General features: G+C 67.6%; 22 protein-coding genes, 1 tRNA gene and 1 pseudogene. 16 read left to right on the top strand and 8 right to left on the bottom strand.

Annotated elements, in window-relative coordinates:
- From RIN18_RS08830 to RIN18_RS08800, 7 genes and pseudogenes are all read left to right on the top strand, one after another.
- Window positions 1–527 (top strand): annotated as a pseudogene (locus RIN18_RS08830) (6-phospho-beta-glucosidase); the annotation flags it as partial.
- The gene (locus RIN18_RS08825) at window positions 524–1,561 is read left to right on the top strand and encodes a BadF/BadG/BcrA/BcrD ATPase family protein (protein ID WP_309103593.1); all 1,038 of its coding nucleotides are present in this window, start codon (window positions 524–526) and stop codon (window positions 1,559–1,561) included. The pseudogene RIN18_RS08830 and the gene RIN18_RS08825, both read left to right, overlap by 4 nt.
- A 35-nt stretch (window positions 1,562–1,596) precedes the next feature.
- Complete coding sequence (locus tag RIN18_RS08820) at window positions 1,597–3,258, top strand: ABC transporter substrate-binding protein (RefSeq protein WP_309103592.1); 1,662 nt, start codon at window positions 1,597–1,599, stop codon at window positions 3,256–3,258.
- Window positions 3,259–3,308: 50 nt separating this feature from the next.
- Complete coding sequence (locus RIN18_RS08815) at window positions 3,309–4,304, top strand: ABC transporter permease (RefSeq protein ID WP_309103591.1); 996 nt, start codon at window positions 3,309–3,311, stop codon at window positions 4,302–4,304.
- The gene (locus tag RIN18_RS08810) at window positions 4,297–5,388 is read left to right on the top strand and encodes an ABC transporter permease (protein ID WP_309103590.1); all 1,092 of its coding nucleotides are present in this window, start codon (window positions 4,297–4,299) and stop codon (window positions 5,386–5,388) included. The genes RIN18_RS08815 and RIN18_RS08810 overlap by 8 nt, the downstream gene beginning before the upstream one ends.
- The gene (locus RIN18_RS08805; protein ID WP_309103589.1) at window positions 5,385–6,302 is read left to right on the top strand and encodes an ABC transporter ATP-binding protein; all 918 of its coding nucleotides are present in this window, start codon (window positions 5,385–5,387) and stop codon (window positions 6,300–6,302) included. Before RIN18_RS08810 ends, RIN18_RS08805 begins: the two co-directional genes overlap by 4 nt.
- Before the next feature lies 1 nt (window position 6,303).
- Window positions 6,304–7,143 carry an ATP-binding cassette domain-containing protein gene (locus tag RIN18_RS08800; RefSeq protein ID WP_309103588.1) on the top strand — a complete coding sequence of 280 codons (840 nt, stop codon included), beginning with the start codon at window positions 6,304–6,306 and terminating at the stop codon, window positions 7,141–7,143.
- A 13-nt stretch (window positions 7,144–7,156) separates the two neighbouring features.
- On the opposite strand, the gene RIN18_RS08795 is transcribed toward RIN18_RS08800, so the two are convergent.
- From RIN18_RS08795 to RIN18_RS08785, 3 genes are all read right to left on the bottom strand, one after another.
- A complete protein-coding gene (locus RIN18_RS08795) occupies window positions 7,157–8,278 on the bottom strand; it encodes a folate-binding protein (protein ID WP_309103587.1) in 1,122 nt (373 codons plus the stop codon).
- A 1-nt stretch (window position 8,279) separates the two neighbouring features.
- Entirely contained in the window at window positions 8,280–8,882 is a 603-nt protein-coding gene (locus RIN18_RS08790; protein ID WP_309103586.1) for an FABP family protein, read from the bottom strand.
- A 155-nt stretch (window positions 8,883–9,037) separates the two neighbouring features.
- Window positions 9,038–9,328, bottom strand: coding sequence for a hypothetical protein (locus RIN18_RS08785; RefSeq protein WP_309103585.1), 291 nt, complete (start codon window positions 9,326–9,328; stop codon window positions 9,038–9,040).
- Between the two features lie 72 nt (window positions 9,329–9,400).
- Between RIN18_RS08785 and RIN18_RS08780 the strand changes: the two genes are divergently transcribed.
- From RIN18_RS08780 to pstB, 7 genes are all read left to right on the top strand, one after another.
- On the top strand, window positions 9,401–10,084 hold the full coding sequence (locus RIN18_RS08780) for a response regulator transcription factor (RefSeq protein ID WP_309103584.1): 684 nt from the start codon (window positions 9,401–9,403) through the stop codon (window positions 10,082–10,084).
- A 52-nt stretch (window positions 10,085–10,136) separates the two neighbouring features.
- Window positions 10,137–12,302 (top strand): RNA degradosome polyphosphate kinase, encoded by a 2,166-nt coding sequence (locus RIN18_RS08775; RefSeq protein ID WP_309103583.1) that lies wholly within the window; start codon window positions 10,137–10,139, stop codon window positions 12,300–12,302.
- Window positions 12,299–13,276, top strand: coding sequence for an NUDIX domain-containing protein (locus RIN18_RS08770; RefSeq protein ID WP_309103582.1), 978 nt, complete (start codon window positions 12,299–12,301; stop codon window positions 13,274–13,276). Before RIN18_RS08775 ends, RIN18_RS08770 begins: the two co-directional genes overlap by 4 nt.
- Before the next feature lie 162 nt (window positions 13,277–13,438).
- Window positions 13,439–14,542, top strand: a complete 1,104-nt coding sequence (locus tag RIN18_RS08765) for a phosphate ABC transporter substrate-binding protein PstS (RefSeq protein WP_309103581.1) — start codon at window positions 13,439–13,441, stop codon at window positions 14,540–14,542.
- A 132-nt stretch (window positions 14,543–14,674) separates the two neighbouring features.
- On the top strand, window positions 14,675–15,637 hold the full coding sequence (gene pstC / locus RIN18_RS08760; RefSeq protein WP_309103580.1) for a phosphate ABC transporter permease subunit PstC: 963 nt from the start codon (window positions 14,675–14,677) through the stop codon (window positions 15,635–15,637).
- Window positions 15,637–16,725, top strand: a complete 1,089-nt coding sequence (gene pstA / locus RIN18_RS08755; protein WP_309103579.1) for a phosphate ABC transporter permease PstA — start codon at window positions 15,637–15,639, stop codon at window positions 16,723–16,725. Before pstC ends, pstA begins: the two co-directional genes overlap by 1 nt.
- A 37-nt stretch (window positions 16,726–16,762) precedes the next feature.
- Window positions 16,763–17,542 carry a phosphate ABC transporter ATP-binding protein PstB gene (pstB, locus tag RIN18_RS08750; RefSeq protein ID WP_309103578.1) on the top strand — a complete coding sequence of 260 codons (780 nt, stop codon included), beginning with the start codon at window positions 16,763–16,765 and terminating at the stop codon, window positions 17,540–17,542.
- A 325-nt stretch (window positions 17,543–17,867) separates the two neighbouring features.
- Here the strand turns inward: pstB and RIN18_RS08745 are convergent, their stop codons facing one another.
- The 5 genes from RIN18_RS08745 to sigK form a co-directional block, all read right to left on the bottom strand.
- Window positions 17,868–19,565 carry a long-chain-fatty-acid--CoA ligase gene (locus tag RIN18_RS08745; protein ID WP_309103577.1) on the bottom strand — a complete coding sequence of 566 codons (1,698 nt, stop codon included), beginning with the start codon at window positions 19,563–19,565 and terminating at the stop codon, window positions 17,868–17,870.
- Window positions 19,566–19,596: 31 nt separating this feature from the next.
- Window positions 19,597–20,481: an aminodeoxychorismate lyase gene (locus tag RIN18_RS08740; RefSeq protein ID WP_309103576.1), complete on the bottom strand. Its 885-nt coding sequence runs from the start codon at window positions 20,479–20,481 to the stop codon at window positions 19,597–19,599.
- A gap of 283 nt (window positions 20,482–20,764) precedes the next feature.
- Window positions 20,765–21,394 (bottom strand): DNA-directed RNA polymerase subunit beta, encoded by a 630-nt coding sequence (locus tag RIN18_RS08735; protein WP_309103575.1) that lies wholly within the window; start codon window positions 21,392–21,394, stop codon window positions 20,765–20,767.
- A gap of 29 nt (window positions 21,395–21,423) precedes the next feature.
- Window positions 21,424–22,173, bottom strand: coding sequence for an anti-sigma factor (locus RIN18_RS08730; protein WP_309103574.1), 750 nt, complete (start codon window positions 22,171–22,173; stop codon window positions 21,424–21,426).
- Complete coding sequence (gene sigK / locus RIN18_RS08725) at window positions 22,170–22,757, bottom strand: ECF RNA polymerase sigma factor SigK (RefSeq protein WP_375163515.1); 588 nt, start codon at window positions 22,755–22,757, stop codon at window positions 22,170–22,172. Before sigK ends, RIN18_RS08730 begins: the two co-directional genes overlap by 4 nt.
- 162 nt (window positions 22,758–22,919) lie before the next feature.
- Between sigK and RIN18_RS08720 the strand changes: the two genes are divergently transcribed.
- Window positions 22,920–23,576, top strand: a complete 657-nt coding sequence (locus RIN18_RS08720) for a fasciclin domain-containing protein (protein WP_309103572.1) — start codon at window positions 22,920–22,922, stop codon at window positions 23,574–23,576.
- Window positions 23,577–23,710: 134 nt separating this feature from the next.
- Window positions 23,711–23,783, top strand: a tRNA-Lys gene (locus RIN18_RS08715).
- Window positions 23,784–24,022 lie beyond the last annotated feature (239 nt).

The raw sequence follows: 24,022 nt of genomic DNA, 5'->3' as shown, positions 1-24,022 counted from the left end.
ACTTCTACCAGCACGACACCGTCGTCCAGGAGCAGCTGCACAGCCCCACCCGTGCGGAACAGGTCGCCGAGATGGAAGCGAAACTCCTGGAGATGTACGCGGATCCGGCGCTCGACACCAAGCCCGCGCTGCTGTCGAACCGTGGCGGCGAGTTCTACTCCGAGGCAGCCGTCCAGCTGGTCGCGTCGCTGATGTCCGACCGCGGCGACATCCAGGTGGTGAACACTCTCAATCGCGGAACCCTGCCGTTCCTCCCCGATGACTTCGTGATCGAGACCCCTGCCCGCATCGGACGCAACGGCGCGACGCCTCTCGACCAGGCGCCTGTCGAACCGCGATTCGCGGGGCTGATCGCTCATGTCGCGGCCTACGAGCAGCTCGCCCTGGATGCCGCACTCCACGGCGGTCGCGAGCGTATCGCCGACGCTCTGCTCGCTCATCCGCTGGTCGGCCAATGGGACCTGGCGAACGACCTGACGGACCGGCTGATCGCCGAGAACGCCGCCTTCCTGTCGTGGACCCGATGACCGCCGCACCTCAGGCCGCTGTGATCGCCATCGACGGCGGAAACTCCAAGACCGAGATCGCCGTCGTCCGCCTCGACGGCGAGATCCTGAGTACGACGCGAACCGGCGGTCACCGTCCTCACTCCATCGGCATCGACGCGGCGGAGCGGGAACTGCGCGACGCGGTGGACGCCGCCGTCTCGGCGGCGGGATCTCCGGCGATCCGCGGCATCGGCGCGTACGTCGCCAACGCCGACTTCGACGTCGAGGAGCGTCTGCTGCGCGATCGGATCCTCGCCTGGGGGCTCACGCCCGACGTCCAGGTCGGCAACGACACTCTCGCCCTGCTGCGCTCGGGCGTGGACCACAGAGTCGGCGTCGCGGTGGTGTGCGGTGCCGGGATCAACTGCGTCGGCCTCGGCCGCCACGGAGAGGTCGCCCGCTTCGCGGCGATCGGCACGATCACCGGCGATTGGGGCGGCGGATTCGACCTCTCCCTCGCCGCGATGTTCCACGCGGCACGGGCCGAGGACGGGCGCGGGCCGCGCACCGTCCTCGCCGAGTCGATCGCGCGTCACTTCGGCAGGGACACCGCCCTCGGAGTGTCCGAAGCCGTCCACCTGGGCGAGCTCGACCAGACGCGCCTGCACGAGATCGTTCCGATCCTCTTCCAGGCCGCATCCCTCGGCGACCGGGTCGCGCAGCAGATCGTCGAGCGCCAGGCACAGGAGGTGGTCGCGATGGCACGAGTCGCCCTCGACCGGGTGGGCCTGCACGACACCGAGGCGGATGTCGTCCTCGGCGGCGGTGTGCTGGCAGCGGATCACCCCCTGCTCAGCGACGCGGTGCGCGCGGGGATCGCAGCCACGCATCCCCTCGCACGCGTCATCATTCCCGACCTCTCTCCGCTGATGGGGTCCATCCTGCTCGCGCTCGATCGGCAGCCGCTGGACACGAGCGAGCGGTCGGCTGTCGAAGCCCGCATCCGAGCCTCACTCCTGCACGGCGAGCACCGCCGAGCCGGCACGATCCCCGTCCCATCGACGCAGTACTGAACCACCTCCGCACCGCCCCCACGAAAGGACCGAAGATGCTCCGCCCCTCCTCCCGACACCGGTTCGTCACGGCAGCCGCCGTCACCACGAGCCTCGCCCTGCTCGCCTCCGGGTGCGCCGCCTCCGGCAGCAGCACCGCGACCGACGACACACTCACCGTCTTCGCCGGCGCACAGACCCCGGTCGTGGCCAACTTCAACCCGCTCTCCCCGAGCCCGCTGGCCGGAACCAACGGGCTGGTCTACCAGCCGCTGTTCCACTTCAACCGGATGAGCTCGGAGGAGCCCCATCCCCTGATCGGCACGGACTACGAGTTCAGTGCCGACGGTCGAGAGCTCACCGTCGACATCCGCGACGACGCGAAATGGAACGACGGCGAGCCGATCACCGTCGACGACGTCATCTTCACCTTCACCTACGAGTTCACGCGGCCCGAGACGCTCACCGACGCCGTGGCCATCGACGAGAACACCGTGAAGCTGGTCTTCAGCGACCCGCAGTTCGTCAACGTCGTCGCCATCCTCGGCATGGCCCTGATCCTGCCTCAGCACATCTGGGAGGGCAACGACGACCCGACCGGCGGCACCAACGAAGATCCGGTCGGAAGCGGGCCGTACGTCGTCGACGAACTCTCCGGCGGCGCCTACACCTTCACGGCCAACGAGGAGTATTGGGACGAGCCTGCGCTGAAGGACATCCGTTTCCTCGCGATCGACGGCAACCAGGCGGCGGAGGATCTCATCGCCGCCGGCGAGATCGACTACACGTCGATCTTCAGCGCGAACTATCAGTCGCTGGTGGACGGCGGGATGGGGTACATGGTGCTCCCGTCCGACCCGACCGTGCTCTACACCTGCAGCAACGCCGAGCTCGGCTGCGTCGGGCCGCAGACGGACCCGGCGGTGCGCGAAGCGATCTATCTCGCCATCGATCGCGAGACCATCACCGACAAGGCGTTCGTCGGACTCACGACCCCGATGTCGCCCACCCTCGCGCTCCTCGGTCGCGACGACAAGTGGATCGGCGAAGGCCAGCCCCACGAGGCGCCGCAGACCGCAGACCCTGCCGCCGCAGGCGCGGTGCTCGAGGCCGCCGGTTACACCAAGAACGGCGACGGCATCTATGAGAAGGACGGCGTGCCGCTCGAGCTCACGATGAACTCGGTTGACGGGTGGACCGACTACAACAACGCCGGCAAGTTGATCGAAGAGCAGGCGCGGGCCGCCGGCATCAAGATCACCGCGGGCACGTTCTCATGGCAGGAGTTCTCGGACGGGCGCCAGACCGGTCAGTTCGAGCTGATGCTCGGCTTCATGCAGACGACCCCGCTCGCGGACCCGTGGAAGATCTACAACGACTTCCTCACCACGACGTTCACGGCGCCGGTGGGTGAAGAGCTCGCTCCGGGACACCTGAACTTCTCCCGCTACTCCAACCCGATCGTCGACGAAGCCGTGAAGGCCGCGGCGGCGACCGACGACGAAGCCGTCAAGGCTGCGGCGTACGACCGCATCCAGACCGAGATCGTGCGCGACCTGCCCTACATCCCGGTCAACATCAACGCCGCGCAGACGTTCTTCAACGACACCGACTACACCGGGTGGCCGACCGAAGACGACCTGTACGCCTACCAGCAGACCGGGTCGGCGCTCGACATGGCGTACATCCTCCAGAATCTGAAGCCCGCCGAGAAGTGAGCGCGGGTGGATGACCGAGGAGGAGTCCTGATGACCGAGAGGGGATGCCGGTGAAGTACTACGCACGGCGCATCGCGTTCTATCTGCTGACGCTCTGGGCAGCGCTCACCCTCAACTTCTTCATCCCGCGCATGATGCCGGGCGACCCAGCGGACATACTTCTCGCGAAGTTGGCGCGGGTGGGCCGGGACATCCCGCCGGGCGTGGAGAACTCCATCAGGCTCCTCCTCGGCTCCGACACCGGGGAACCCCTCTGGACGCAGTACGCGACCTATCTCGGTCGCATCGTCAGCGGAGACCTCGGCGTCTCCGTCACGCAGTACCCCGTCCCCGTCGCCACCCTCATCAGCGAGTCGCTGCCCTGGACCATCGGGCTCGTGGGGTTGTCGACCCTGCTGTCGTTCCTCGTCGGGATCGCCGGCGGGATCTGGATCGGAGCGAAGCGGGGCACGTGGGTGGACGGCGTCGTCCCGGCATCCACCCTCCTGCAGTCCGTGCCGTACTTCTGGCTCGCCCTGCTGCTGGTGTACTTCTTCTCGGTGCAGAACAGTTGGTTCCCGCGGATCCACGCCTACGGGCTCGAGTTCACCGGCGGCCCGGAATGGTCGTGGGCGTTCGTGGGGTCGGTGCTCTACTACGGCACGCTGCCCGCGCTGACGATCGTGCTGTCATCGTTCGGCGGGTGGCTGCTCGGAATGCGCAACATGATGGTCTCGACCCTCTCTGACGACTATGTGACCACCGCCGAGGCGAAGGGTCTGCGAAACTCTCGCGTGCTGCTGACATACGCGGCACGCAACGCGATCCTCCCCTCGATCGCCGGCTTCGGCATCTCTCTCGGCTTCGTGGTCGCCGGATCCATCGTCATGGAGCAGGTCTTCTCCTACCCCGGGATCGGGAAGCTCCTCATCCAGGCGGTGCAGAACAACGACTACGCGCTGATGCAGGGCATCTTCCTCATCATCACCGTCACGGTGCTGGCGGCGAACTTCATCATGGACCTGGTGTACGGCTTCATCGACCCGAGGACGCGTCACAATGGATGAGAGCATCCGCGAGCAGGAGCTCGCCCGATCGACCGAGTCCGCCGCCCCGAGAGAAGACATCGCGGCAGACGGCCTGGCCGCCGGCGAACGTCCCGCCTCCGCCGCCTTCGCCGACACCGCGGCGATGGCGACGGGCGGCCGCACGCGTAACCGCTCCCGCATACGGGCGCTGATCCCGCGATCACCCAAGCTGATCGTCGGCCTGGCGCTCACGTTCGGCATCGTGCTGTTCGGGCTCCTCGCGCCGTTCTTCGTGCAGGATCCGAAGTTCTCCGGGAACCCTTCGATGCTCCCGCCGAACGGGGAGCACCTGCTCGGCACGACGCAACTCGGATACGACGTCCTGGCGCAACTCGCCCACGGCGCCCGCGGGTCGCTCATGGTGGGAGTGATCGCCGGCGTCATCGCGGTCGTGCTCTCCCTCGGTTTCGGCATCATCGCCGGCTACGTCGGCGGGTGGACGGATGAGATCCTCTCCCTCATCACCAACATCGCTCTCGTGATCCCCGGTCTCCCGCTCATCATCGTGATCGCCAGCTACGTGCCGTCGCGCACGCTGCTGCTGGTCGCTCTCGTGCTCGGTCTCACCGGCTGGGCGGGGTCGGCGGTCGTGCTGCGATCCCAGGCCAAGTCGCTGCGCAACCGGGACTATGTCGCCGCCGCACGCGTGGCCGGCGAGAAGCCGTGGCGCATCATCCTCGTCGAGATCCTGCCGAACCTGCTCCCCCTGCTGTCGGCGCAGTTCCTCTTCGCCGTCATCCTCGGCATCCTCGGCGAGGCCGGGTTGTCGTATCTCGGACTCGGACCGGTCGGCTCCATCACGTGGGGGACGATGCTCAACGAGGCCCAACTCGGCACCGCTCTTTCGAGCGGCGCGTGGTGGTGGTTCATCCCACCCGGCGCGCTCATCGCGCTGCTCGGCTGCGGTCTCTCACTGATCAACTTCAGCATCGACGAGTACATCAACCCTCGACTGCGCCTCGCTCCGGCCGCCCAGCGCAGCATGCGCAAGGCCCGCAAAGCAGGACGCCAGGTCACCTCGAGCCGTGCGCAGCACGCACCTGAAGGGAGCGGTGCCCCATGACCGCGAGCGAGCACCCCGCCACGGCGGCATCCGAGCCCGTGGCCGACGTGTCGTCCGCGAAGACGCCGACACCAGTCCTCACGGCGCGCGGCGTCTCGATCGAGTACGAGGTGGACCCGCCTGTCCGGGCGGTGAAGGACGTCACTCTCACTCTGAACCGCGGAGAGATCCTCGGGCTCGCCGGAGAATCCGGATGCGGGAAGACGACGTTCGCCTACGGATTGAACAAGCTCCTCAAACCTCCCGCGCTGATGACCTCGGGGGAGGTGATCTTCCACGACGAATCGGGGAAGGACATCGACGTCGTCGCCCTCCAGGGCGATGACCTGCGCGCGTTCCACTGGGACAAGATCTCGATGGTGTTCCAGGGGGCGATGAACTCGCTCAATCCCGTCATCAGCATCCGCGCCCAGCTGTTCGATGTGCTGACGACGCACCGGCCCGGTATGTCCACAGCCGAGAAGCGCTCCAGAAGCCGCGAACTGCTCAGCCTCGTGGGCGTGGACCCTGAACGGTTGAACAGCTACGCCCACGAGCTGTCCGGCGGGATGCGTCAACGCGTCATGATCGCCATGGCGCTCGCCCTGCAGCCGCAGGTGATGATCATGGACGAACCGACCACAGCCCTCGACGTCATCGTGCAGCGCGGGATCATCCGCGAGGTGATGCGCCTGCGGGAGGAGTTCGACTTCGCCGTGATCTTCATCACCCACGACCTTCCGCTGCTCCTGGAGATCAGCGACCGGATCGCGGTGATGCTGCGCGGCGAGATCGTCGAGCTGGGCACGGCGGACGACATCTACACGAACCCGCAGCATCCCTACACCCACCGACTGCTCGCATCGTTTCCCAGCCTGACCGGATCGCGCGGAGACTTCGTGCGCACGGGCGATGCCGCGAACGAGAGGAGCTGACATGGGATCACTCGAAGTGAGGGGCCTCGGCAAGGACTTCATCGTCAGGAACGGATTGCGCCGGTCGACGCTGCGCGCGGCGAACGACATCAGCTTCGTCCTCGAACAGGGCAAGACCATCGCCATCGTCGGAGAATCGGGGTCTGGCAAATCGACCGTCGCGCGGATGATCGCGAAGCTGGAACAGCCGACATCCGGCCACATCCTCCTCGACGGCGCGCCCACGGCGACCAGAGGTCGTGCCCTCGCGGAGTACCGCCATCAGGTGCAGATGGTGTTCCAGGATCCGTTCGCATCCCTCAACCCGTTCCACTCCGTCGCGCACCACCTGGACCGCCCGCTGCGTCTTCATGGCGCCTCGGGCGACGCCGACGAGATGCGTCGGCGCGTGAGCGAACTGCTGGAACGCGTGAACCTCTCCCCCGCCGACGTCTTCGCGGCGAAGAAGCCGCATGAGATGTCGGGCGGACAGCGACAACGCGTCGCCATCGCCCGGGCGCTCGCACCGGGCGCTCGATTCCTCATCGCCGACGAGCCCGTCTCGATGCTGGACGTGTCGATCCGCCTCTCGATACTGAACCTGCTCGCCAGGCTGCAGCGCGAAGACAACCTCGGCGTGCTCTACATCACCCACGACCTTGCGACAGCGAGGCACTTCAGTGATGAGATCGTCGTCATGCTGCGCGGCCAGATCGTGGAGCGCGGCCGCGCGGACGACGTCATCCTGAACCCGCAGCATGACTACACCAAGCAGCTCTTGGCCGCAGCGCCCGATCCGAGAAATCGCGGGCGGCTCCGCGACGAAGTGCGCGCCGCCGTTCCGTCCCGACCTGCGACGTGAGCGATCGCCGGCGTCAGCCCGCGGCGCGCGGATCGGGCGCTGCGGGACGACGCGAGAGCCGGGTGAGCCGGGGGATGTCGGCGGTGGCGCCGGCATCCGCCGGGACGATCACCTGCTGAGCGGCGGCGATGTCCGTCCCCTCCGCCCGCACGACAAGATCGCCGACGGGCGTGCGCCGGGAGAGGATCGCCAATGCGATCGGTCCGTCTTCGTGATGCCGCGCCGACGACGTGATGCGACCGACCTCGTCGTCGCCTGCGAACACGGGGGATCCGGGGGCAGGGAGCACATCGTCGCTGCCGTCGAGGTGAAGCGCTGCCAGGCGGCGAGGCGGGTGCCCGAGGTTGTGCACCTTGGCGACCGTCTCCTGACCGCGATAGCACCCCTTGCTCAGATGCACCGCGCTGCGGATCCAGTCCGACTCATGAGGCAGCGAGCGTTCGTCGACCTCGGCGGCCCAGCGGGGACGCCACGCAGCGACCCGCAGCGCTTCGGCCGCGAGGAGTCCTGCGACCGCCTCGGCTCCCAGACTCGCCGCGAGCGCATCGGCGGACTCTGCGTCGAGGATCGCCACGCGCCACGCGAGTGCGGCGCCTGGATGCTCGGCCGTCTGCGCATACTGATGGCCACCCGCCTGCACCTGCTGCCAGGGATCTGCCCAGATCAGCGGCACACCATTCGGACGCGAGGCACCGACGGCCGCAGCCGAGGCCGCCGAGCCGCCGTCGACGAAACCGACGAGAACGAGCTCCGGACGAACGACGACCGTGACCTGCGCGCGGAAGACCATGCGCGACAGCCAGGTGGCCAGCGGTTCCGCGTCCGCACCGTCGGCGATGAGCCAGGTCGACGCTCCGTCGTCGACGACCCCGGCGGCGTGCTCGACCCGACCCTGCGGGTCGAGGACGAGGAGTTCGGTGCTCTCTCCCGGAAGGAGCCGCGCCACCGATTGCGAGGTGATGGAGTCCAGCCAGCTCAGGCGCTCGGGGCCGGCCACCTCGACGACCGCCCTGTCCGCGAGCGGCGCGACCGCAGCCCCCGCGAGGAGCCTGCGCTGCTCTCGAGCGAGATCGCCGAAGTGGGCGACCCCGCCAGCCCCGGGAACCGCACCCGGGAGGCTCTCGAAACCGCGCATCTCAGACCCTGGCCAAGCGCGCGGATGCATGCGAGCGCAGGGGCGTGCCCAGAGCCGCGATGTCCCACGCCCACAGCAGGTGGTCTTCGACCAGCCCGTACATGCGGGTCGCGGCACTGTACTCCTTGGCGCCGGCACCTCGGACGATCGCGTCGGAGGCGATGTCGACGCGAGGACCGTCGATCTCGCCGAGGTACAGCTCCAGAATCCCGTCCGAGTGCGTCAGCGAGACCTCGATCGGGAAGCCTCCGCTGGCGGCGCGCAGCGATTCGACGTCGTCGACCGTGCGGGTTACAACCGGGGCGAGCGGAGGAAGCAGTGCGGGACCGGCATCCGAAGCGGAAGCGGGACGAGACAGCCGCCAGAACCCGGACTCCGCGATCAACGGCACCGGAGCCGAGTCGCCGTCCCCGAGGAAGGTGGCGGTGCCTGAGTAGTTCAGGAACGGGCCGCCGTCATGGCTGAAGCTGACACGGTGCGCGAATTCACCTTGAAGTCGACTCTCGCCGACCGTGTAGTCGATGACTCCGGTGCCCTCCCAGACGCCGATCAGCCACGCGAGAGGTGCGAGGTCGGCGGGGAGGTCTGTGGGCAGCTCGAGCACGGCGCGCTCAGCGCTGACCGCGGAAGAGGTTCAGCAGGACGACGCCGGAGACGAATGCGATCGCGAGGCTCGCCAGTCCCAGCAGGCCGATGTAGAAGAGTTCGAGCGCCAGGAGATCCATGCTCCTACTTTACCCCTCACGGCGCCGGCGCGCTTCAGGTGGGGATGAGCGCCGCGAGCCCGAAGCCCACCGAGATCACGCCCATCAACAGCAGGGCGCCGGTCACGCTCGCGGCCACCCGGAAGATGAACCCGTGAGTGTGGCCGTACCAGAGCTGCACCGCGAACGACAGCAGCACCACCGCCCCGAAAGCGACCAGCAGCCACTGCACGCGCCATTCCTCCGCAACGAAGACGCCGACAGCGATGGTCGCGAGGAAGGCGACCGCCCACACGACGATCACGCCGACGAAGGCGTTGCGAGGGGCCAGCGCGGGTTGCGACATGCCTCCATTGTTGCGCATCGGCTGCCGGTATCATTGCCGCACGGCGTCCGTCGTCGCCCGGAAGGATTGTGCGTGGCCCTGCTGCTGGTTCTGACCAACGCTCCGACTACGGAGCAGGTGCTGCCCGCGCTCGACCTTCTCAGCCATCGAGTGCGGCAGATCCCCGCGGAACCTGCGCGCCTGGTGAACGCACCGGAATACGACATCGTCATCGTCGACGGTCGGCAGGATCTCGCCGGCGCCAAGTCGTTGTGCCGGCTGCTGCGGGCGACCGGTCAGGATTCTCCGCTGCTGCTCGTGGTGACCGAGGGCGGTATGAGCGCCGTGTCCGGCGATTGGGGCATCGACGACGTCCTGCTCTCCACAGCCGGGCCTGCTGAGGCCGACGCACGGATCCGGCTGGCGCTCGCCCGGCGGGACGAGGCGGCGGCACCGACTCGTGTGCAGGCGTCGGGGATCACGATCGACGAGCAGTCCTATTCCGCGAAACTGCACGGCAAGCCGCTGGACCTCACCTACAAGGAGTTCCAGCTTCTGCACTTCCTCGCCACCCACCCCTCCCGTGTCTTCACGCGTGAGCAGCTGCTCAGCGAGGTCTGGGGCTACGACTACTTCGGCGGCACCCGGACCGTCGACGTGCACGTGCGGCGCCTGCGGGCGAAACTCGGCGACCAGGAGCAGATCATCGGCACCGTGCGCAACGTCGGCTACCGGTTCAATGTCTACGACGACGAATCGCTCGCCGCGACGCGGTGACCGGGGCTTCTCGTTCACACAGGCGTCACCTCGCGGTGCTTAGATGTACCCCATGATCGATCCCGCTCTCGCCGATGCCGGCCTCGGTGACGCTGAAGACGACGACTTCGATGCCGTCGAGTCTCCGGACGCCCTGCTGCCCGACCACCGCTATCTGGATCGGGAGCTGAGCTGGCTCGCGTTCAACAAGCGCGTGCTGGAGCTGGCCGAGGACCCGTCGCTCCCCGAACTCGAGCGGGCCAACTTCCTGGCGATCTTCGCGAGCAATCTCGACGAGTTCTTCATGGTGCGCGTCGCCGGTCTGAAGCGCCGGATCATGACCGGTCTCGCCGTGCCGACCAACATCGGACGCTCTCCCGTCGACGCCCTGGCCGACATCTCCCGAGAAGCGCATCAGCTGCAGCTGCGGCACGCCGCGGCCTGGACGTCGCAGGTGCGTCCGGCGCTCGCCGATGCCGGGATCGAGATCACCGAATGGTCCGAGCTCACCGACGACGAGCGCGCCGCCCTGTCGGACTACTTCCAGGCGCAGGTCTTCCCGGTGCTCATGCCGCTCGCGGTTGACCCCGCCCACCCGTTCCCGTACATCTCCGGGCTGTCATTGAACCTCGCCATCCGCATCCGCAATGCCCGCACCGGCCGTCAGGAGTTCGCGCGCCTCAAGGTCCCACCCATGCTGCCGCGCTTCGTCGAGGTGCCGGGCTCCGGCGAGATCAAGCGCTTCCTGCGCCTCGAGGAGCTCATCGCGAACCATCTGGGAGACCTCTTCCCCGGGATGGAGGTGCTCGACCACCACGCCTTCCGCCTCACTCGCAACGAAGATGTGGAGATCGAGGAGGATGAGAGCGAGAACCTCATCCAGGCACTCGAGGCCGAGCTCCTCCGACGCCGGTTCGGACCGCCGATCCGCCTCGAGATCACCGACGACATGGACGAGCTGACGCGGGACCTGCTGGTGAAGGAGCTCGACATCACCGATCAGGAGATCTACCGGCTCCCCGGCCCGCTCGATCTCCGCGGGCTGTTCGACCTGTCCCGCATTGAGCGCCCCGATCTACGCTTTCCGCCTCACGTGCCGACGACGGCAGTGCCATTCCAGCCGACCGGTTCGAACAGCCGCGCCGACATCTTCAAGGCCATCCGCAAGTCCGACGTGCTCGTGCATCACCCGTACGAATCGTTCGCGACCAGCGTCCAGGCGTTCCTCGAGCAGGCGGCGCGCGACCCGCATGTGCTGGCGATCAAGCAGACGCTGTACCGCACCTCCGGCGACAGCCCGATCGTGCAGGCGCTCATCGACGCCGCCGAGGCCGGCAAGCAGGTCCTCGCACTGGTCGAGGTCAAAGCGCGCTTCGACGAGGCCAACAACATCGTCTGGGCGCGCAAACTGGAGAAGGCCGGCGTGCACGTCGTGTACGGCCTGGTCGGGCTCAAGACCCACTGCAAGCTCGCGCTCGTCATCCGTGAGGAGGACGGGATGCTGCGTCACTACTCGCACGTGGGGACCGGCAACTACAACCCGAAGACCAGCCGCATCTACGAGGACTTCGGCCTCTTCACCGCCGACGCCCAGGTCGGCAAGGACCTCACCCGCCTGTTCAACGAGCTCAGCGGCTACGCCATCGAGAAGAAGTTCAAGCGACTGCTCGTGGCTCCCCTGCACCTGCGCAAGGGCCTCATCCGGCAGATCGACAACGAGCGCAAGAACGCCGTCGCCGGAAAGCCGGCGCACATCCGCATCAAGGTGAACTCCATGGTCGATGAGGACATCATCGACGCCCTGTATCGCGCCAGCGCAGCGGGCGTGAAGGTCGACGTCTGGGTGCGCGGGATCTGCAGCCTGCGCAGTGACCTCGAGGGCATCAGCGACAACATCACGGTGCGCAGCATCCTCGGCCGCTATCTCGAGCACTCCCGCATCTTCGCCTTCGAGAACAACGGCGACCCGCAGGTCTACATCGGCAGCGCCGACATGATGCACCGCAACCTCGACCGTCGGGTCGAAGCGCTGGTGCGGGTGACGGATCCTGCGCATCTGAAGGAATTGCTGGCCTTCTTCGACCTGGCACTGGATCCCGGTACCATCTCATGGCATCTGGGGGCAGACGGCGCATGGGAACGCCACGCCGAGGATGCTGAGGGGAACCCGCTCGTCGACCTGCAGGATCAGACCATGGGGTTGATCCAGCGACGCCGCCGCGCACGGGCGGTTCGATGATCGTTCGCGAGGCGCAGATTCCGGCGGGGTCCAAGTCGGTCGAGAAGGCCGTCTACGCGGCCGGCGCCGTGGTGTGGCGGATCATCGACGGAAAGCTTCGCATCCTGCTGATCCACCGCACGAAGTACCGCGACATCACACTGCCCAAAGGCAAGGTCGATCCGGGTGAGATGCTCGCCGAGACGGCCGTGCGCGAGGTGCACGAGGAGACCGGCATCCGGGTCTCGCTCGGGGTGCCGATCGGTGTGAGCCGCTATCACCTGGCGTCCAAGAAGCAGAAGGTCGTGCACTACTGGGCGGCACAGGCGACGGAGAGTGCGATCCGCGCATCGACGTTCGTTCCGAATCGGGAGATCGCAGCGATCGAGTGGGTGAGTCTGAAGAAGGCACGAGCCCGCCTCAGCTATCCCGTCGATCTCGAGATCCTCGACTTCTTCGAGCATCTGGTCGACGACGGCGTGCTCCACACCTTCCCGCTCATCGCGCTGCGTCACGCGAAGGCGCTCCCCCGATCGGAGTGGGACGGTGCGGATGCCGCGCGTCCCCTCACTGAGCGCGGGCGCCGGCAGGCGAAATCGATCACCGGCCCTCTTCGGGCCTTCGGCGTGCGCAAGATCGTCACCAGTGACGCCGTGCGTTGCGTGCAGACCGTCGAGCCGCTCGCCAGAGCGCTCGACCGCCGAGTGGTGCAGACCGAGCAGATCGGCCAGGACGCGTGGGAGGACGGCACCGCAGATCTGCGCTCGATCGTCGGGAAGCGCGTCCGCAGCGGCAAGCCGGCCGTGCTGTGCAGTCACGGACCGGTGCTGCCGGGGCTGCTCTCGGAGATCGCGCTCGCGACGGGCACGATGCACGGCTCGTATCTGGGCAGCGCGTCCGCGCTGGAGCCGGCCGCATTCTCCGTCGTGCATCTTTCCGCGACCAATCCCGGATCCGGCATCATCTCGATCGAGACACATATTCCCAAGCTCTGATGGCCCCGCGGACGTCCAGAGAGCGCCGCGACCGAATCCAGAGAGTCGACGCTCGTTCACCTCCCGTTCACCTGTGCGGGAGAGTCTCGTTAACCGCCACCCCTAGCGTCACTGTGTGCCCTGCACCGGGCCCTTACCCATCCACGATCGAACGGATCCACAGTGAAGATCTCCCGAATCGCACGAATCGGCGCCATCGGTGCCGTCGCAGCCCTCACCCTCGCCGGCTGCGCCGCGAATGAAGGCGGCAACGGCGGCTCGACCGGCGAGCCGAACGAATCCAGCATCTCCGGCACCATCGAGGCCACCGGCGCCTCCTCGCAGGAGGCAGCGCAGCAGGCTTGGGTCTCGGCGTTCCAGACCGCCAACCCCGAAGCGAACGTGCTCTACACCGCGACGGGATCGGGCACCGGCCGCGAGAACTTCATCGCCGGCTCGTCGAACTTCATCGGCTCCGATCGTGCGTTCAACGCCGAGGAGATCGCCGCCGGCGACTTCGGCTCCTGCGCCTCGAGCGACATCGTCGAGATCCCCGCGTACATCTCCCCCGTGGCGGTCGCCTTCAACCTCGAGGGCATCGACACGCTGAACCTCGACGCCGCGACGATCGCCGGCATCTTCGCGGGAACCATCTCCAACTGGAACGACCCGGCCATCGCGGAGCAGAACCCGGACGCCGACCTGCCCGACCAGGCGATCGTCCCCGTGCACCGCGCCGACCCGTCCGGCACGCAGGAGACCTTCACCGCCTACCTCGAGGCCACCGCGCCCGAGGTCTGGACCAACGAGGCATCCGACGAGTGGCCGCTGCAGACGGGTGAGGGTGCCGACGGCACCTCGGGCGTCGTCGATGCGATCAGCAACGGCGTCGGCTACATCGGTTTCGCCGACGCCTCGCGCACCGGCGAGCTGGGTCAGGTCGCGGTCAAGAACGGCGACGAGTACGTCGCATACTCGGCCGACGCCGCCGCCGCACTCGTGGAGGCATCGCCGATCGAAGAGGGTCGCTCCGACCACGACCTCGCGTTCGACGTCGACCCGGCCGCTGCCCCCGAGGGCTCCTACCCGATCGCCCTCGTCAGCTACCTGATCGGCTGCGTCGAGTACGAGGACCCCGAGGTCGCCGCTCTCGTCAAGGAGTACTTCACGTTCGTCACCTCTGAGGAGGGTCAGAAGATCAGTGAGGAGTCGGCCGGCAGCGCCCCGATCTCCGAGGGTCTGCGCGAGCAGGTTCTTACGGCGATCGACGCGATCGTCGTCGACTGACCCACGCTTCATCCGAAGCTGAGCGACGGTGCCCTCGCGCTTCCCCTCTGGGGATCCTGAGCGCGAAGGCATCGTCGCTTTCACCGAGAGCAGCATCCAGCACCACCCCGAGATCCTGAGGAGCGGGACCGCATGACCACGACCACGACGGAGCAAGCCCCGAGCGGCAGCCCGTCCAAGGCCCTCCTGCGGCGGGGCGACCGGATCTTCTCCGGTACAGCCCTCGGTGCGGGGACGCTGATCCTGATCACCCTCGCAGCCGTCGCCGTCTTCCTGATCGTGCAGGCCGTGCCCGCGTTCAAGCCCGACACGTCCGACAATCACATCCTCGAGGGCGAGTCGTTCCTCAGCTGGGTGTGGCCGTTCGTCTTCGGCACGCTGTGGGCCTCGGCGATCGCACTCGTCATCGCCGCGCCGATCGCACTGGGCATCGCGCTCTTCATCTCTCACTACGCACCGCGTCGACTGGCATCCCTGCTCGGCTATGTGATCGACCTGCTGGCCGCCGTCCCCTCGGTGGTCTTCGGCCTGTGGGGCGCCTTGACCTTCGCGCCGATGCTGGTGCCGTTCTACAAGTGGCTGAACGAGTACTTCGGTTGGATCCCGCTCTTCAGCGGCACGCCCTCCGGAACCGGCAAGACCATCCTCACGGCCTCGCTGGTGCTCGCGGTGATGATCCTGCCCATCATGACGGCCATCTGTCGCGAGGTCTTCCTCCAGGCCCCCAAGCTGCACGAGGAGGCCGCGCTCGCCCTCGGCGCCACGCGCTGGGAGATGATTCGCATGGCCGTCCTGCCCTTCGCCCGCAGCGGCATGGTGTCCGCCGCGATGCTGGGCCTCGGACGCGCCCTCGGCGAGACCATGGCCGTCACGCTCGTCCTGTCGCCGCTCGGCATCGTCACGTTCAACCTGCTGAACCCGGAGAACCCGACGACGATCCCCGCCATCATCGCACTGCGGTTCCCCGAGGCGCATGACGACGGAGTCAGCACGCTCATCGCTGCGGGCCTCATCCTCTTCATCGTCACCTTCGCGGTCAACGCGGTCGCGCGCTGGATCGTCTCACGCCGCGCAGAATTCTCGGGAGCGAACTGATGTCCGCCATCACCCTCACCGCCGCCCCGTCGCGCGTGTCGCTGACGGCGGGCCGACTGCCGAAATGGGCGCCGTGGGCTCTGCTCGCGTTCGCCCTGGCAGCGTCGTGCGCTCTGTTCGCCGTCATGAACCTCGGGGGCGACCTCGCAGAGTTCAACATCGCCGGTGCCGTGTTCGTCGGCATGGTGATGTTCGTGATCCTGATCGGAGTGATCTCGTCGATCGCCGAGAGCCGCCGTCACGCGACCAACCGCGTGATGACGACTCTCGTCGCGACAGCCTTCGTCATCGCACTGCTCCCCCTCATCTCACTGCTGTTCACCGTGGTCGCCAACGGCCTTCAGCGGTTCGACGGCGAGTTCTTCAGCTTCTCGATGCGCAACGTCGTCGGCGAGGGCGGCGGTGCGCTGCATGCCATCTGGGGAACCCTGCTCATCACCCTCGGCGCGACGATCATCTCGGTACCCGTCGGCCTGATGACCGCGATCTACCTCGTCGAGTACGGCCGCGGCCGTATCGCCCGCGCGATCACGTTCTTCGTCGACGTGATGACCGGCATCCCGTCCATCGTGGCCGGTCTGTTCATCTACTCGGTGTTCGCGCTCATCATGGGCCCCGGCACCCGCATGGGCATCATGGGCTCACTCGCCCTGTCCGTGCTGATGATCCCGGTCGTCGTCCGAGGCAGCGAGGAGCTGCTGCGCATCGTTCCGAACGAGCTGCGCGAGGCCTCCTACGCGCTCGGCGTCCCGAAGTGGCTGACCATCGTCAAGGTCGTCATCCCCACGGCGATCGCCGGCATCATGACCAGCATCATGCTGGCCATCTCGCGCGTGATCGGTGAGACCGCGCCGCTTCTGCTCACCGTCGGCATGGTGCCGAACATGAACCTCAACATGTTCAGCGGACAGATGGCCACCCTGCCCGTGTTCTCGTACATGCAGGCGAAGTACCCCGGCATCCCGCCCGAAGCGTTCTTCGACCGCGCCTGGGCCTCTGCGCTCACCCTGATCCTCATCGTCATGGTGCTGAACCTCGGCGCCCGCCTTCTCGCGAAGCTCTTCGCACCCAAGATGTCCGGCCGCTGACCGGCCGACTCCCGCACCCTCACAGAAAGAGACCCAGATGTCCAAGAGCATCGAAGTCAACGACCTCAACGTCTACTACAGCAGCTTCCTCGCTGTCGAGGGTGTGTCCATCGACATCCAGCCGCGTTCGGTGACGGCGTTCATCGGCCCGTCCGGCTGCGGCAAGTCGACCTTCCTTCGCACCCTCAACCGCATGCACGAGGTCATCCCCGGCGCGCGCGTGGAGGGAGAGGTGCTCCTGGACGGACAGAACCTCTACGGTCCTGGCGTCGACCCGGTGCTCGTCCGCCGTCAGGTGGGAATGGTCTTCCAGCGGCCGAACCCGTTCCCGACGATGTCGATCAAGGAGAACGTGCTCGCGGGTGTCACCCTGAACAACTCGCGCATGTCGAAGAGCGATCAGGACGCGCTGGTCGAGAAGTCCCTCCGCGGGGCGAACCTCTGGAACGAGGTCAAGGATCGTCTGGACAAGCCGGGCTCCGGGCTCTCGGGCGGCCAGCAGCAGCGTCTGTGCATCGCACGTGCCATCGCTGTCTCCCCCGAGGTGATCCTGATGGACGAGCCGTGCTCGGCGCTCGACCCGATCTCGACCTTCGCCATCGAGGAACTCATCGGCGAACTGAAGAACGACTACACCGTCGTCATCGTCACGCACAACATGCAGCAGGCATCGCGGGTCTCCGACAAGACGGCGTTCTTCAACATCGCCGGCACCGGCAAGCCCGGAAAGCTCATCGAGTACGACGACACCACCACGATCTTCACGACCCCGTCGGTACAGGCCACCGAGGACTACGTCTCCGGTCGATTCGGCTGAGTTCGACGGGTCGGCGGCCGCGGCATCGGGTCTGGTGTTCCGGCATCCGAGGTTCGGGGGCCGCCGGCATCCGAGTCCGATGTTCGGTGTGCGAGATCCCGGACGATCGGCCAAGGTGGCTGCAGGTGCGCACCTGCAGCCACCTGAGCCGGACCCGAATCCCGGGTGCCGATGCGGTGCCGAATCCCGGATGTCGGAATGCGTGCACAGCGCGCCGCCGGTGAGACACGCCCCGGCGCGCCGGTCCCCTCAGGGAAACGGCACGCGGACGCCCGATCCTGCCGGAACACCACGCCCGCCCCGAGCGAGGCTCCTCCGGGAGCGGCTACTGCGCCAACATCCGCTCCCTCACCTCGCGGCGCAGCACCTTGCCGATGAGGGAGCGGGGCAGATCGTCGACCACGGTGATGCGGCGGGGCACCTTGTAGGGCGTCAGCCGCGTCCGACAGAAGTCCCGCAGCGCGCTCGCATCGAGTTCCGTACCATCCCGAAGAACCACGGCGGCGGCGACCTCCTCGCCCCCGCTGGATCGCGGAAGTCCCACGACGGCCGCCGCGACCACATCCGGATGCGCCTCCAGCGCGTCCTCGACCTCGCTCGGCGAGACGTTGAAGCCACCGGTGATGATGAGTTCCTTGAGCCGGTCGACGATCGTGACGAAGCCGTCCGATGACACTTCGGCGATGTCTCCCGTTCGCAGCCAGCCCTCTGCGAGCAGGGTTGCGGCGGTGTCACCCGGTCGCCCCCAGTAGCCCTGGAACACCTGCGGACCGCGGATGAGCAGCTCACCCCGCTCCCCCGCAGGAAGATCGACAGAGGGGTCGGCGGGATCGACGACGCGGATCTCGGTGCTCGGGAACGGCACGCCGACCGTGCCCGGGCGGCGAGTCCTCCCCATCGGGTTGCCGAGCGCGACCGGAGAGCTCTCCGTCATCCCGTAGCCCTCGACGAGCAGCCCGCCGGTGGCCTCCTCCCACCGCTTGACCGTCGCCACCGGCAGGCTCATCGCGCCGGAGATCGCGAATCGCACGGTCGACAGATCCAGCATCCCTCGCGTCGCTGCCCTGGCGAGCTGGTCGTAGATCGGCGGAACGGCCGGAAGGAAGGTGGGAGGGCTGCGGCGGGCAGCGTCGGTGACGAGGTCGAGATCGAAAGCGGGGAACAGCACGAGCTTGGCTCCGATGCTCATCGCGAAGGTGAGACAGAGCGTCATGCCGTAGGCGTGGAAGAGGGGGAGCACGGCGTAGAACGTCTCCTCGCCGTCGACGAGCCCTGGCACCCACGCCTGGCCCTGCATCGCGTTGGCGCGCAGGTTCGCGTGCGTGAGGATCGCACCCTTCGGGGCTCCGGTGGTACCGCTGGTGTATTGCAGCAGCGCGACATCTGCGAGTGTCGGGTCCGCGACCCGGCGGGACAGCCGAGGGTGATCGAGGAGCTTGGTCCACGTCAGCGGGTTCCGCGCCTTCGGCCGGCCGGTGAGCTTCGATCGGGCAGCACGGGCCTTGGGCAGGGGCAGCCGCAGGCCGAGACGCTTCGCCAGGGGCAGCGCCGCCGTGATGTCGACGCTCACGATGTGCTCGAGCCTGAGATCAGCCGGAAAGCCGGCGACGGTGTCGAATGCCTTGTCCCAGACGATCGCGAAACGGGCGCCGTGGTCCTCGAACTGGTGCCGGAGCTCACGGGCGGTGTAGAGCGGGTTGTGTTCCACGACGATCGCCCCGAGGCGCAGTGCCGCATAGAAAGCCACGACGTGCTGAGGACAGTTGGGGAGCACGATCGCGACCCGGTCGCCCTTCTCGACTCCGAGACGCCGCAACCCCTCGGCGGCCCGCTCGATCTGCTCGCCGAGCCGGCGATAGGTCGTCACTGCCCCGAAGAACTCCAGCGCCGGGCGACGTCCGAACCGCTTCACGCTCGCGGACATCATCTCGGAAAGGGTCTCGGTGGGCTCGTCGATGGCGGCGGGCACGCCCTTCGCGTAGGAGTCGAGCCATGGCCGGGACGCATACGGGTTGACGGACATGATTCCATCCTGCCGTCGGAGCGGGCGTCTGTCAGTCCCTGGGCGACAGCAGATACGCGTTCAGCTCGGCCGTCAATGTCGGATCGGTCGGAAGCGCGGCTCCGTCGATGGCGGTGATCGGCACCGCGAGACGAACGCTGGAGACGAGCCAGGCGGCATCGGCGGCGGGCAGATCCGATGCCGGGATCCTGTCGTAGCCGACCTCGAACCCTCGCGCCGTGAGGTGCTCGTACACGCTCAGCTGCGTGGTGCCGTGCAGGATGCCGCCGTTCGGCGCCGGTGTGGTGAAGCGGTCGCCCCGGCGGAGGATGAGGGAGGCCGTGGGGGCCTCGAGCACGAACCCGTCATTGGAGAGGAAGATCGCGTCGTCCGCGCCGCGCCGGCGCGCCTCGCGGAGCGCCGCCATGTTCACCGCGTACGACAGGGTCTTCGCCCCGAGCAGCAACCAGGGAGCCCGCTCCGCAGCGCCGAGGTCGTACCCGCGATCGAGGGTCACCACGCTGACGCCCCGGGTGCGCGGGGTCGTGAAATCCGGCGCCGGGGCGGCGGTGACCCAAGCGGTCGGTGTGGGGCCGTGCTCGATGCCGCGACTGAGGATCAACTTGATCACGTACTCTCCCGACGGACAGCGGGACGCCGCGCGATCGACCGCCTGACGCCACTGCGTGAGGTGCGGGATCGGAAGATCGCACAGCTGTGCGGAATGCGCGAGTCGTTCCAGGTGTGCGACGACCTCCTGCGGGTGTCCGTCGACGACGCCGATCGATTCGAAGACGCCGTCACCGCGCTGAGTGCTGAGCTCACCGACGCTCAGGGCAGGAGCCGCCGCATCGACCTCGGTGAAGGTGCTGCCGAAGTCGGAGCGCTGCTCATCGGGGGCGACGGGGTCGATCATCAGAGCGAAACGCCAGGTCATGCAAAGAGCCTAGACCCGGGAATAGCGGGCGCCCTGTCGCGTTATAATCGATGGGCCGGGCCGCATAACCCCGGGCTCCAATTTTCGCCGCTGCGAGCGGCCGTCCGCCGAGAGGCGTTCTTGCGGCCCGGTCTTCTCATGTTCGGGGCGGCCTTCCGGCGAGACATGACGTTCTGCACGAGAAACGTCCGACCACGACGTTTCTGAGGCTGGAAGGCATGTCTCGGCTGTCGCGCCGATCCGCCGCCCGTACCGGCTGACTCGGACGCGACGGGCGTGCGACTCAGGCGAGCGCGCCGGTCCGCCAGAGCACGGCCGACGCCGCCAGATCCTGTGCATAGCTGCTCAATCGCAGCGCCCGCGTCGTGAGCTCGCTCGCCCGAACGGGCTCGGTCGGTTCGTAGTCGTCCGCCGTGTGCGTGGCCCCCGAGGACTGCACGCGGCAGAACGCGGCCGCCCGCTCCAGCGCCACCGCGAAATCACCGCGGAAGGCGCCTCGCAGGATCGTGTCGATGAGGGCGACGAGTTCGTCGGGGTTCGCCGGCACCGGAGCGCCTGCGATCATGGCATCCGCTGAGGGCAGCTCGACGCGTCCGCGCTCGTACAGCAGCGCCGCCGTCCGCGGGTCGCTGTGGATGGCGAGTTGCAACAGGTACAACCGCCACAGTGCCCCGGGAAGCGTGCGCGACGGCGCCTTCGACCACAGCTCGGCGATCTCGTCAATGCCGTGCTCAGCGGTGAACGAGATGAGTCGCTCGGCGCTCACACCGCTCTGATCGGCGCGCACGCGCGTGAGCAGAGCGGATGCCGTCGCGTGCGCAGCGCGCGTCTCCTCGGCCGGGTCGTGCGCGCCGACGAGGTTGTCGAAGGCAGCCGTGGGGCGACGGACGGGGCGGGAGTGCTGCTCGGGCATCGAACAAGGCTACCCGCCATGGGGACACGTCAGGCCGTCGGGATCACGATCACGGGATCGGAGGTCGGCTGGCCGTCTGGCGAGCCGCCCGCCTGCTCGACGGTCACCGCGATGATGTCACCGGAGCGCATCTCACCCTCGAGCTCCGCGGTCGCATCGCCCCCGTCGACCGAGAACACTCCGGCAGAGATCGGCTTCTCGTCGCGGATGAGCCACAGCTCGTACGTCTGTCCGTCATCCGGCGCAGGGATGCCGTCGGTGACGAGAACCGCCGAGCCGAGAGACTCCGACCAGTACGCCGTCGCCGTGCCGCCCGTCTCCAGCGCCACGCTCGCTTCGGCGGCATCCGCTGCGGACCGGATCTGCTCGAGAGCGACCACCGTGTCCGGACGGTTGAGCTGGCCGTTCAGCGCCACGGCCCCGATTCCGACCCCCACCAGCAGCGCCAGGCACGCGGCGAGCGCGAGCATCGACCGGCTCCACCGGAGCACGGGTTTGCGCCGCACGGACTCCTCAGAGGTCGCCGTGTGGTGAGTTGCCTGTGACGCACCGGCATCCGGGGTCTGCGCGATCCGCTCCAGCAGGGCTGCGCGGATGCCGGCCGGCGGCGCCACGGGAGGGGCGACAGCGAGCGAGGCAGCCGTTTCGGCGTCGTCCTCCATGATCGCCCGCCATTCCGGATGCTTCGCCACAGCGACGTCGAAGCGCTCCTGGTCTTCCGGCGAGAGTGCGTGGAGTGCGGCACCCGCCGCGAGTTCCGCGAATTCGTTCTCGTTCATGCCGTCACCCCCATCGCCGTGCGAAGACGGGTGAGCCCGTCTCGCATCCGGGTTTTGATCGTTCCCAGCGGTGCCCCGATGAGCACCGAAATCTCGTTCTGACTGTAACCGCCGTAGTAGGCGAGGACGATCGCCTCGCGCTGTGCCTCCGGAAGTCCTCCGAGGGCCTCCACGACCTTCGCTCCGTCTATTCCCAGCTCGACCTGTTCGGCGACGCTGTCATGGGCCACTCCGATATCACGCAGCCCCGCCCGCACATCACGGTCCGCGCTGGACTGGGATGCACGCACCCGATCCACGGCGCGACGGTGTGCGATCGTCATCACCCATGTTCTTCCCTGCCCTCTGTTCGGAGCGAAGCGGGAAGCGGATTGCCAGATCTCGAGGAAGACCTCCTGCAGCACTTCCTCGCTCTGCGCGCGGTTCACGAGCACCCGGAGGATCAGACCGAAGACACGTGGGGAGAGGGTGTCGTACAGCTCTGCGAAGGCTCGCTGGTCGCCGTCAGCGGTGCGGAGCAGAAGCGCGGCGACAGCGTCGCTCGCCGTTCCGTCCTCCGGTACGTCCATGCCGTCGATGACCATCCTGATAAGCATGCCGCATGTCCCCCCTCTGTCGCGCCAGCGTCATCCTGACGTGAAGGACGGGGAAAAGAATCCGAGATGGTTCCCATCCGATCCCGGAGCCGCTCCGAAGAGATGTCGACGCCACGGAAATGCCGTGGCCTTGATCTGAAGGAGCTAGAGATGTTCCGCACCAAGAAGAAGATCACCGCAGCACTGTCGCTCGGGTTCGCCAGCGTTCTCGTGCTGTCCGGCTGTGCCATGGGTACGGACGCGGCGGAGGAGCCGGCCGAGCCCACGGCGCCCGAAACCTCGGAGGCGGCGCCCGAGACGATGGATCCCGCGGGCACCCTCGTCGGTCCCGGCTGCGCCGCATACGCCGAGGCCGTGCCGGACGGTGCAGGATCGGTCGAGGGCATGTCGAAGGATCCGGTCGCGGTCGCGGCCTCGAACAACCCGCTGCTGACGACGCTGGTCGCCGCCGTGAGCGGCCAGCTCAACCCGGACGTGGACCTGGTCGACACCCTCAACGGTGACGAGTTCACCGTCTTCGCACCGGTCGATGACGCATTCGCGAAGATCGACCCGGCGACCATCGAGGCACTGAAGTCCGACAGCGCCATGCTGTCGTCCATCCTCACGTACCACGTCATCCCGGGCCAGATCGCCCCGGAGGACATCGCGGGGATGCACACCACCGTGCAGGGCGCCGACCTCGAGGTCACCGGAAGCGGAGACGAGTGGATGGTCAACGACTCCATGGTGATCTGCGGCGGGGTCCAGACGGCGAATGCCACCGTGTACCTCATCGACACGGTACTGATGCCGCCCGCACAGTAAGTGCGGGACCGCCGGGCGGGGGCCTCGGCAACACTCCCTGTGCGGGTCGGGGGACCCGCACAAGGAACCTCACGTGGTCGTCGGCGGAGCTGTGTCGCCGGCGGCCACGTCTGTGCGCCCTAGACTGTAACCACGGGCCTCTAGCTCAGTTGGCAGAGCATCGGACTTTTAATCCGCGGGTCGTGGGTTCGAGCCCCACGGGGCCCACACCGATCCGTACCCCGCGGATTCCCGTTCGAACGGGCATCGCGGGTTCGGACCCATTGAAATCAACGCTCGCCGGTGAAGCCGCGAAAGGCCCTAACCGGCGGTCGCCGCTCCTGGGTCCGGCGCATCTTCATCGCAGGGTTCCTCGCTGTCAGGTCCGGGGTCTTCGGGGTCGTGTTCGCGCGCCTCGCTTCGTGCGCACCCGACTATCCGCGTCCGGTTCTGTCGGGTCTCGGGCG

The sequence above is a fragment of the Microbacterium sp. genome, assembly GCF_031179285.1.
Classification (GTDB): Bacteria; Actinomycetota; Actinomycetes; order Actinomycetales; family Microbacteriaceae; genus Microbacterium.
Note: the sequence above shows the minus strand (reverse complement) of the source record. Positions and strands in the feature narration are given on the sequence as shown.

Bases quoted from the DNA above. Each gene is read 5' to 3' on its own strand.
- RIN18_RS08825 (WP_309103593.1), top strand. From the start codon at position 524: ATGACCGCCGCACCTCAGGCCGCTGTGATCGCCATCGACGGCGGAAAC.
- RIN18_RS08820 (WP_309103592.1), top strand. From the start codon at position 1,597: ATGCTCCGCCCCTCCTCCCGACACCGGTTCGTCACGGCAGCCGCCGTC.
- RIN18_RS08810 (WP_309103590.1), top strand. From the start codon at position 4,297: ATGGATGAGAGCATCCGCGAGCAGGAGCTCGCCCGATCGACCGAGTCC.
- RIN18_RS08805 (WP_309103589.1), top strand. From the start codon at position 5,385: ATGACCGCGAGCGAGCACCCCGCCACGGCGGCATCCGAGCCCGTGGCC.
- RIN18_RS08800 (WP_309103588.1), top strand. From the start codon at position 6,304: ATGGGATCACTCGAAGTGAGGGGCCTCGGCAAGGACTTCATCGTCAGG.
- RIN18_RS08795 (WP_309103587.1), bottom strand. From the start codon at position 8,278: ATGCGCGGTTTCGAGAGCCTCCCGGGTGCGGTTCCCGGGGCTGGCGGG.
- RIN18_RS08785 (WP_309103585.1), bottom strand. From the start codon at position 9,328: ATGTCGCAACCCGCGCTGGCCCCTCGCAACGCCTTCGTCGGCGTGATC.
- RIN18_RS08775 (WP_309103583.1), top strand. From the start codon at position 10,137: ATGATCGATCCCGCTCTCGCCGATGCCGGCCTCGGTGACGCTGAAGAC.
- RIN18_RS08770 (WP_309103582.1), top strand. From the start codon at position 12,299: ATGATCGTTCGCGAGGCGCAGATTCCGGCGGGGTCCAAGTCGGTCGAG.
- pstC (WP_309103580.1), top strand. From the start codon at position 14,675: ATGACCACGACCACGACGGAGCAAGCCCCGAGCGGCAGCCCGTCCAAG.
- pstA (WP_309103579.1), top strand. From the start codon at position 15,637: ATGTCCGCCATCACCCTCACCGCCGCCCCGTCGCGCGTGTCGCTGACG.
- pstB (WP_309103578.1), top strand. From the start codon at position 16,763: ATGTCCAAGAGCATCGAAGTCAACGACCTCAACGTCTACTACAGCAGC.
- RIN18_RS08745 (WP_309103577.1), bottom strand. From the start codon at position 19,565: ATGTCCGTCAACCCGTATGCGTCCCGGCCATGGCTCGACTCCTACGCG.
- RIN18_RS08740 (WP_309103576.1), bottom strand. From the start codon at position 20,481: ATGACCTGGCGTTTCGCTCTGATGATCGACCCCGTCGCCCCCGATGAG.
- RIN18_RS08735 (WP_309103575.1), bottom strand. From the start codon at position 21,394: ATGCCCGAGCAGCACTCCCGCCCCGTCCGTCGCCCCACGGCTGCCTTC.
- RIN18_RS08730 (WP_309103574.1), bottom strand. From the start codon at position 22,173: ATGAACGAGAACGAATTCGCGGAACTCGCGGCGGGTGCCGCACTCCAC.
- sigK (WP_375163515.1), bottom strand. From the start codon at position 22,757: ATGGTCATCGACGGCATGGACGTACCGGAGGACGGAACGGCGAGCGAC.
- RIN18_RS08720 (WP_309103572.1), top strand. From the start codon at position 22,920: ATGTTCCGCACCAAGAAGAAGATCACCGCAGCACTGTCGCTCGGGTTC.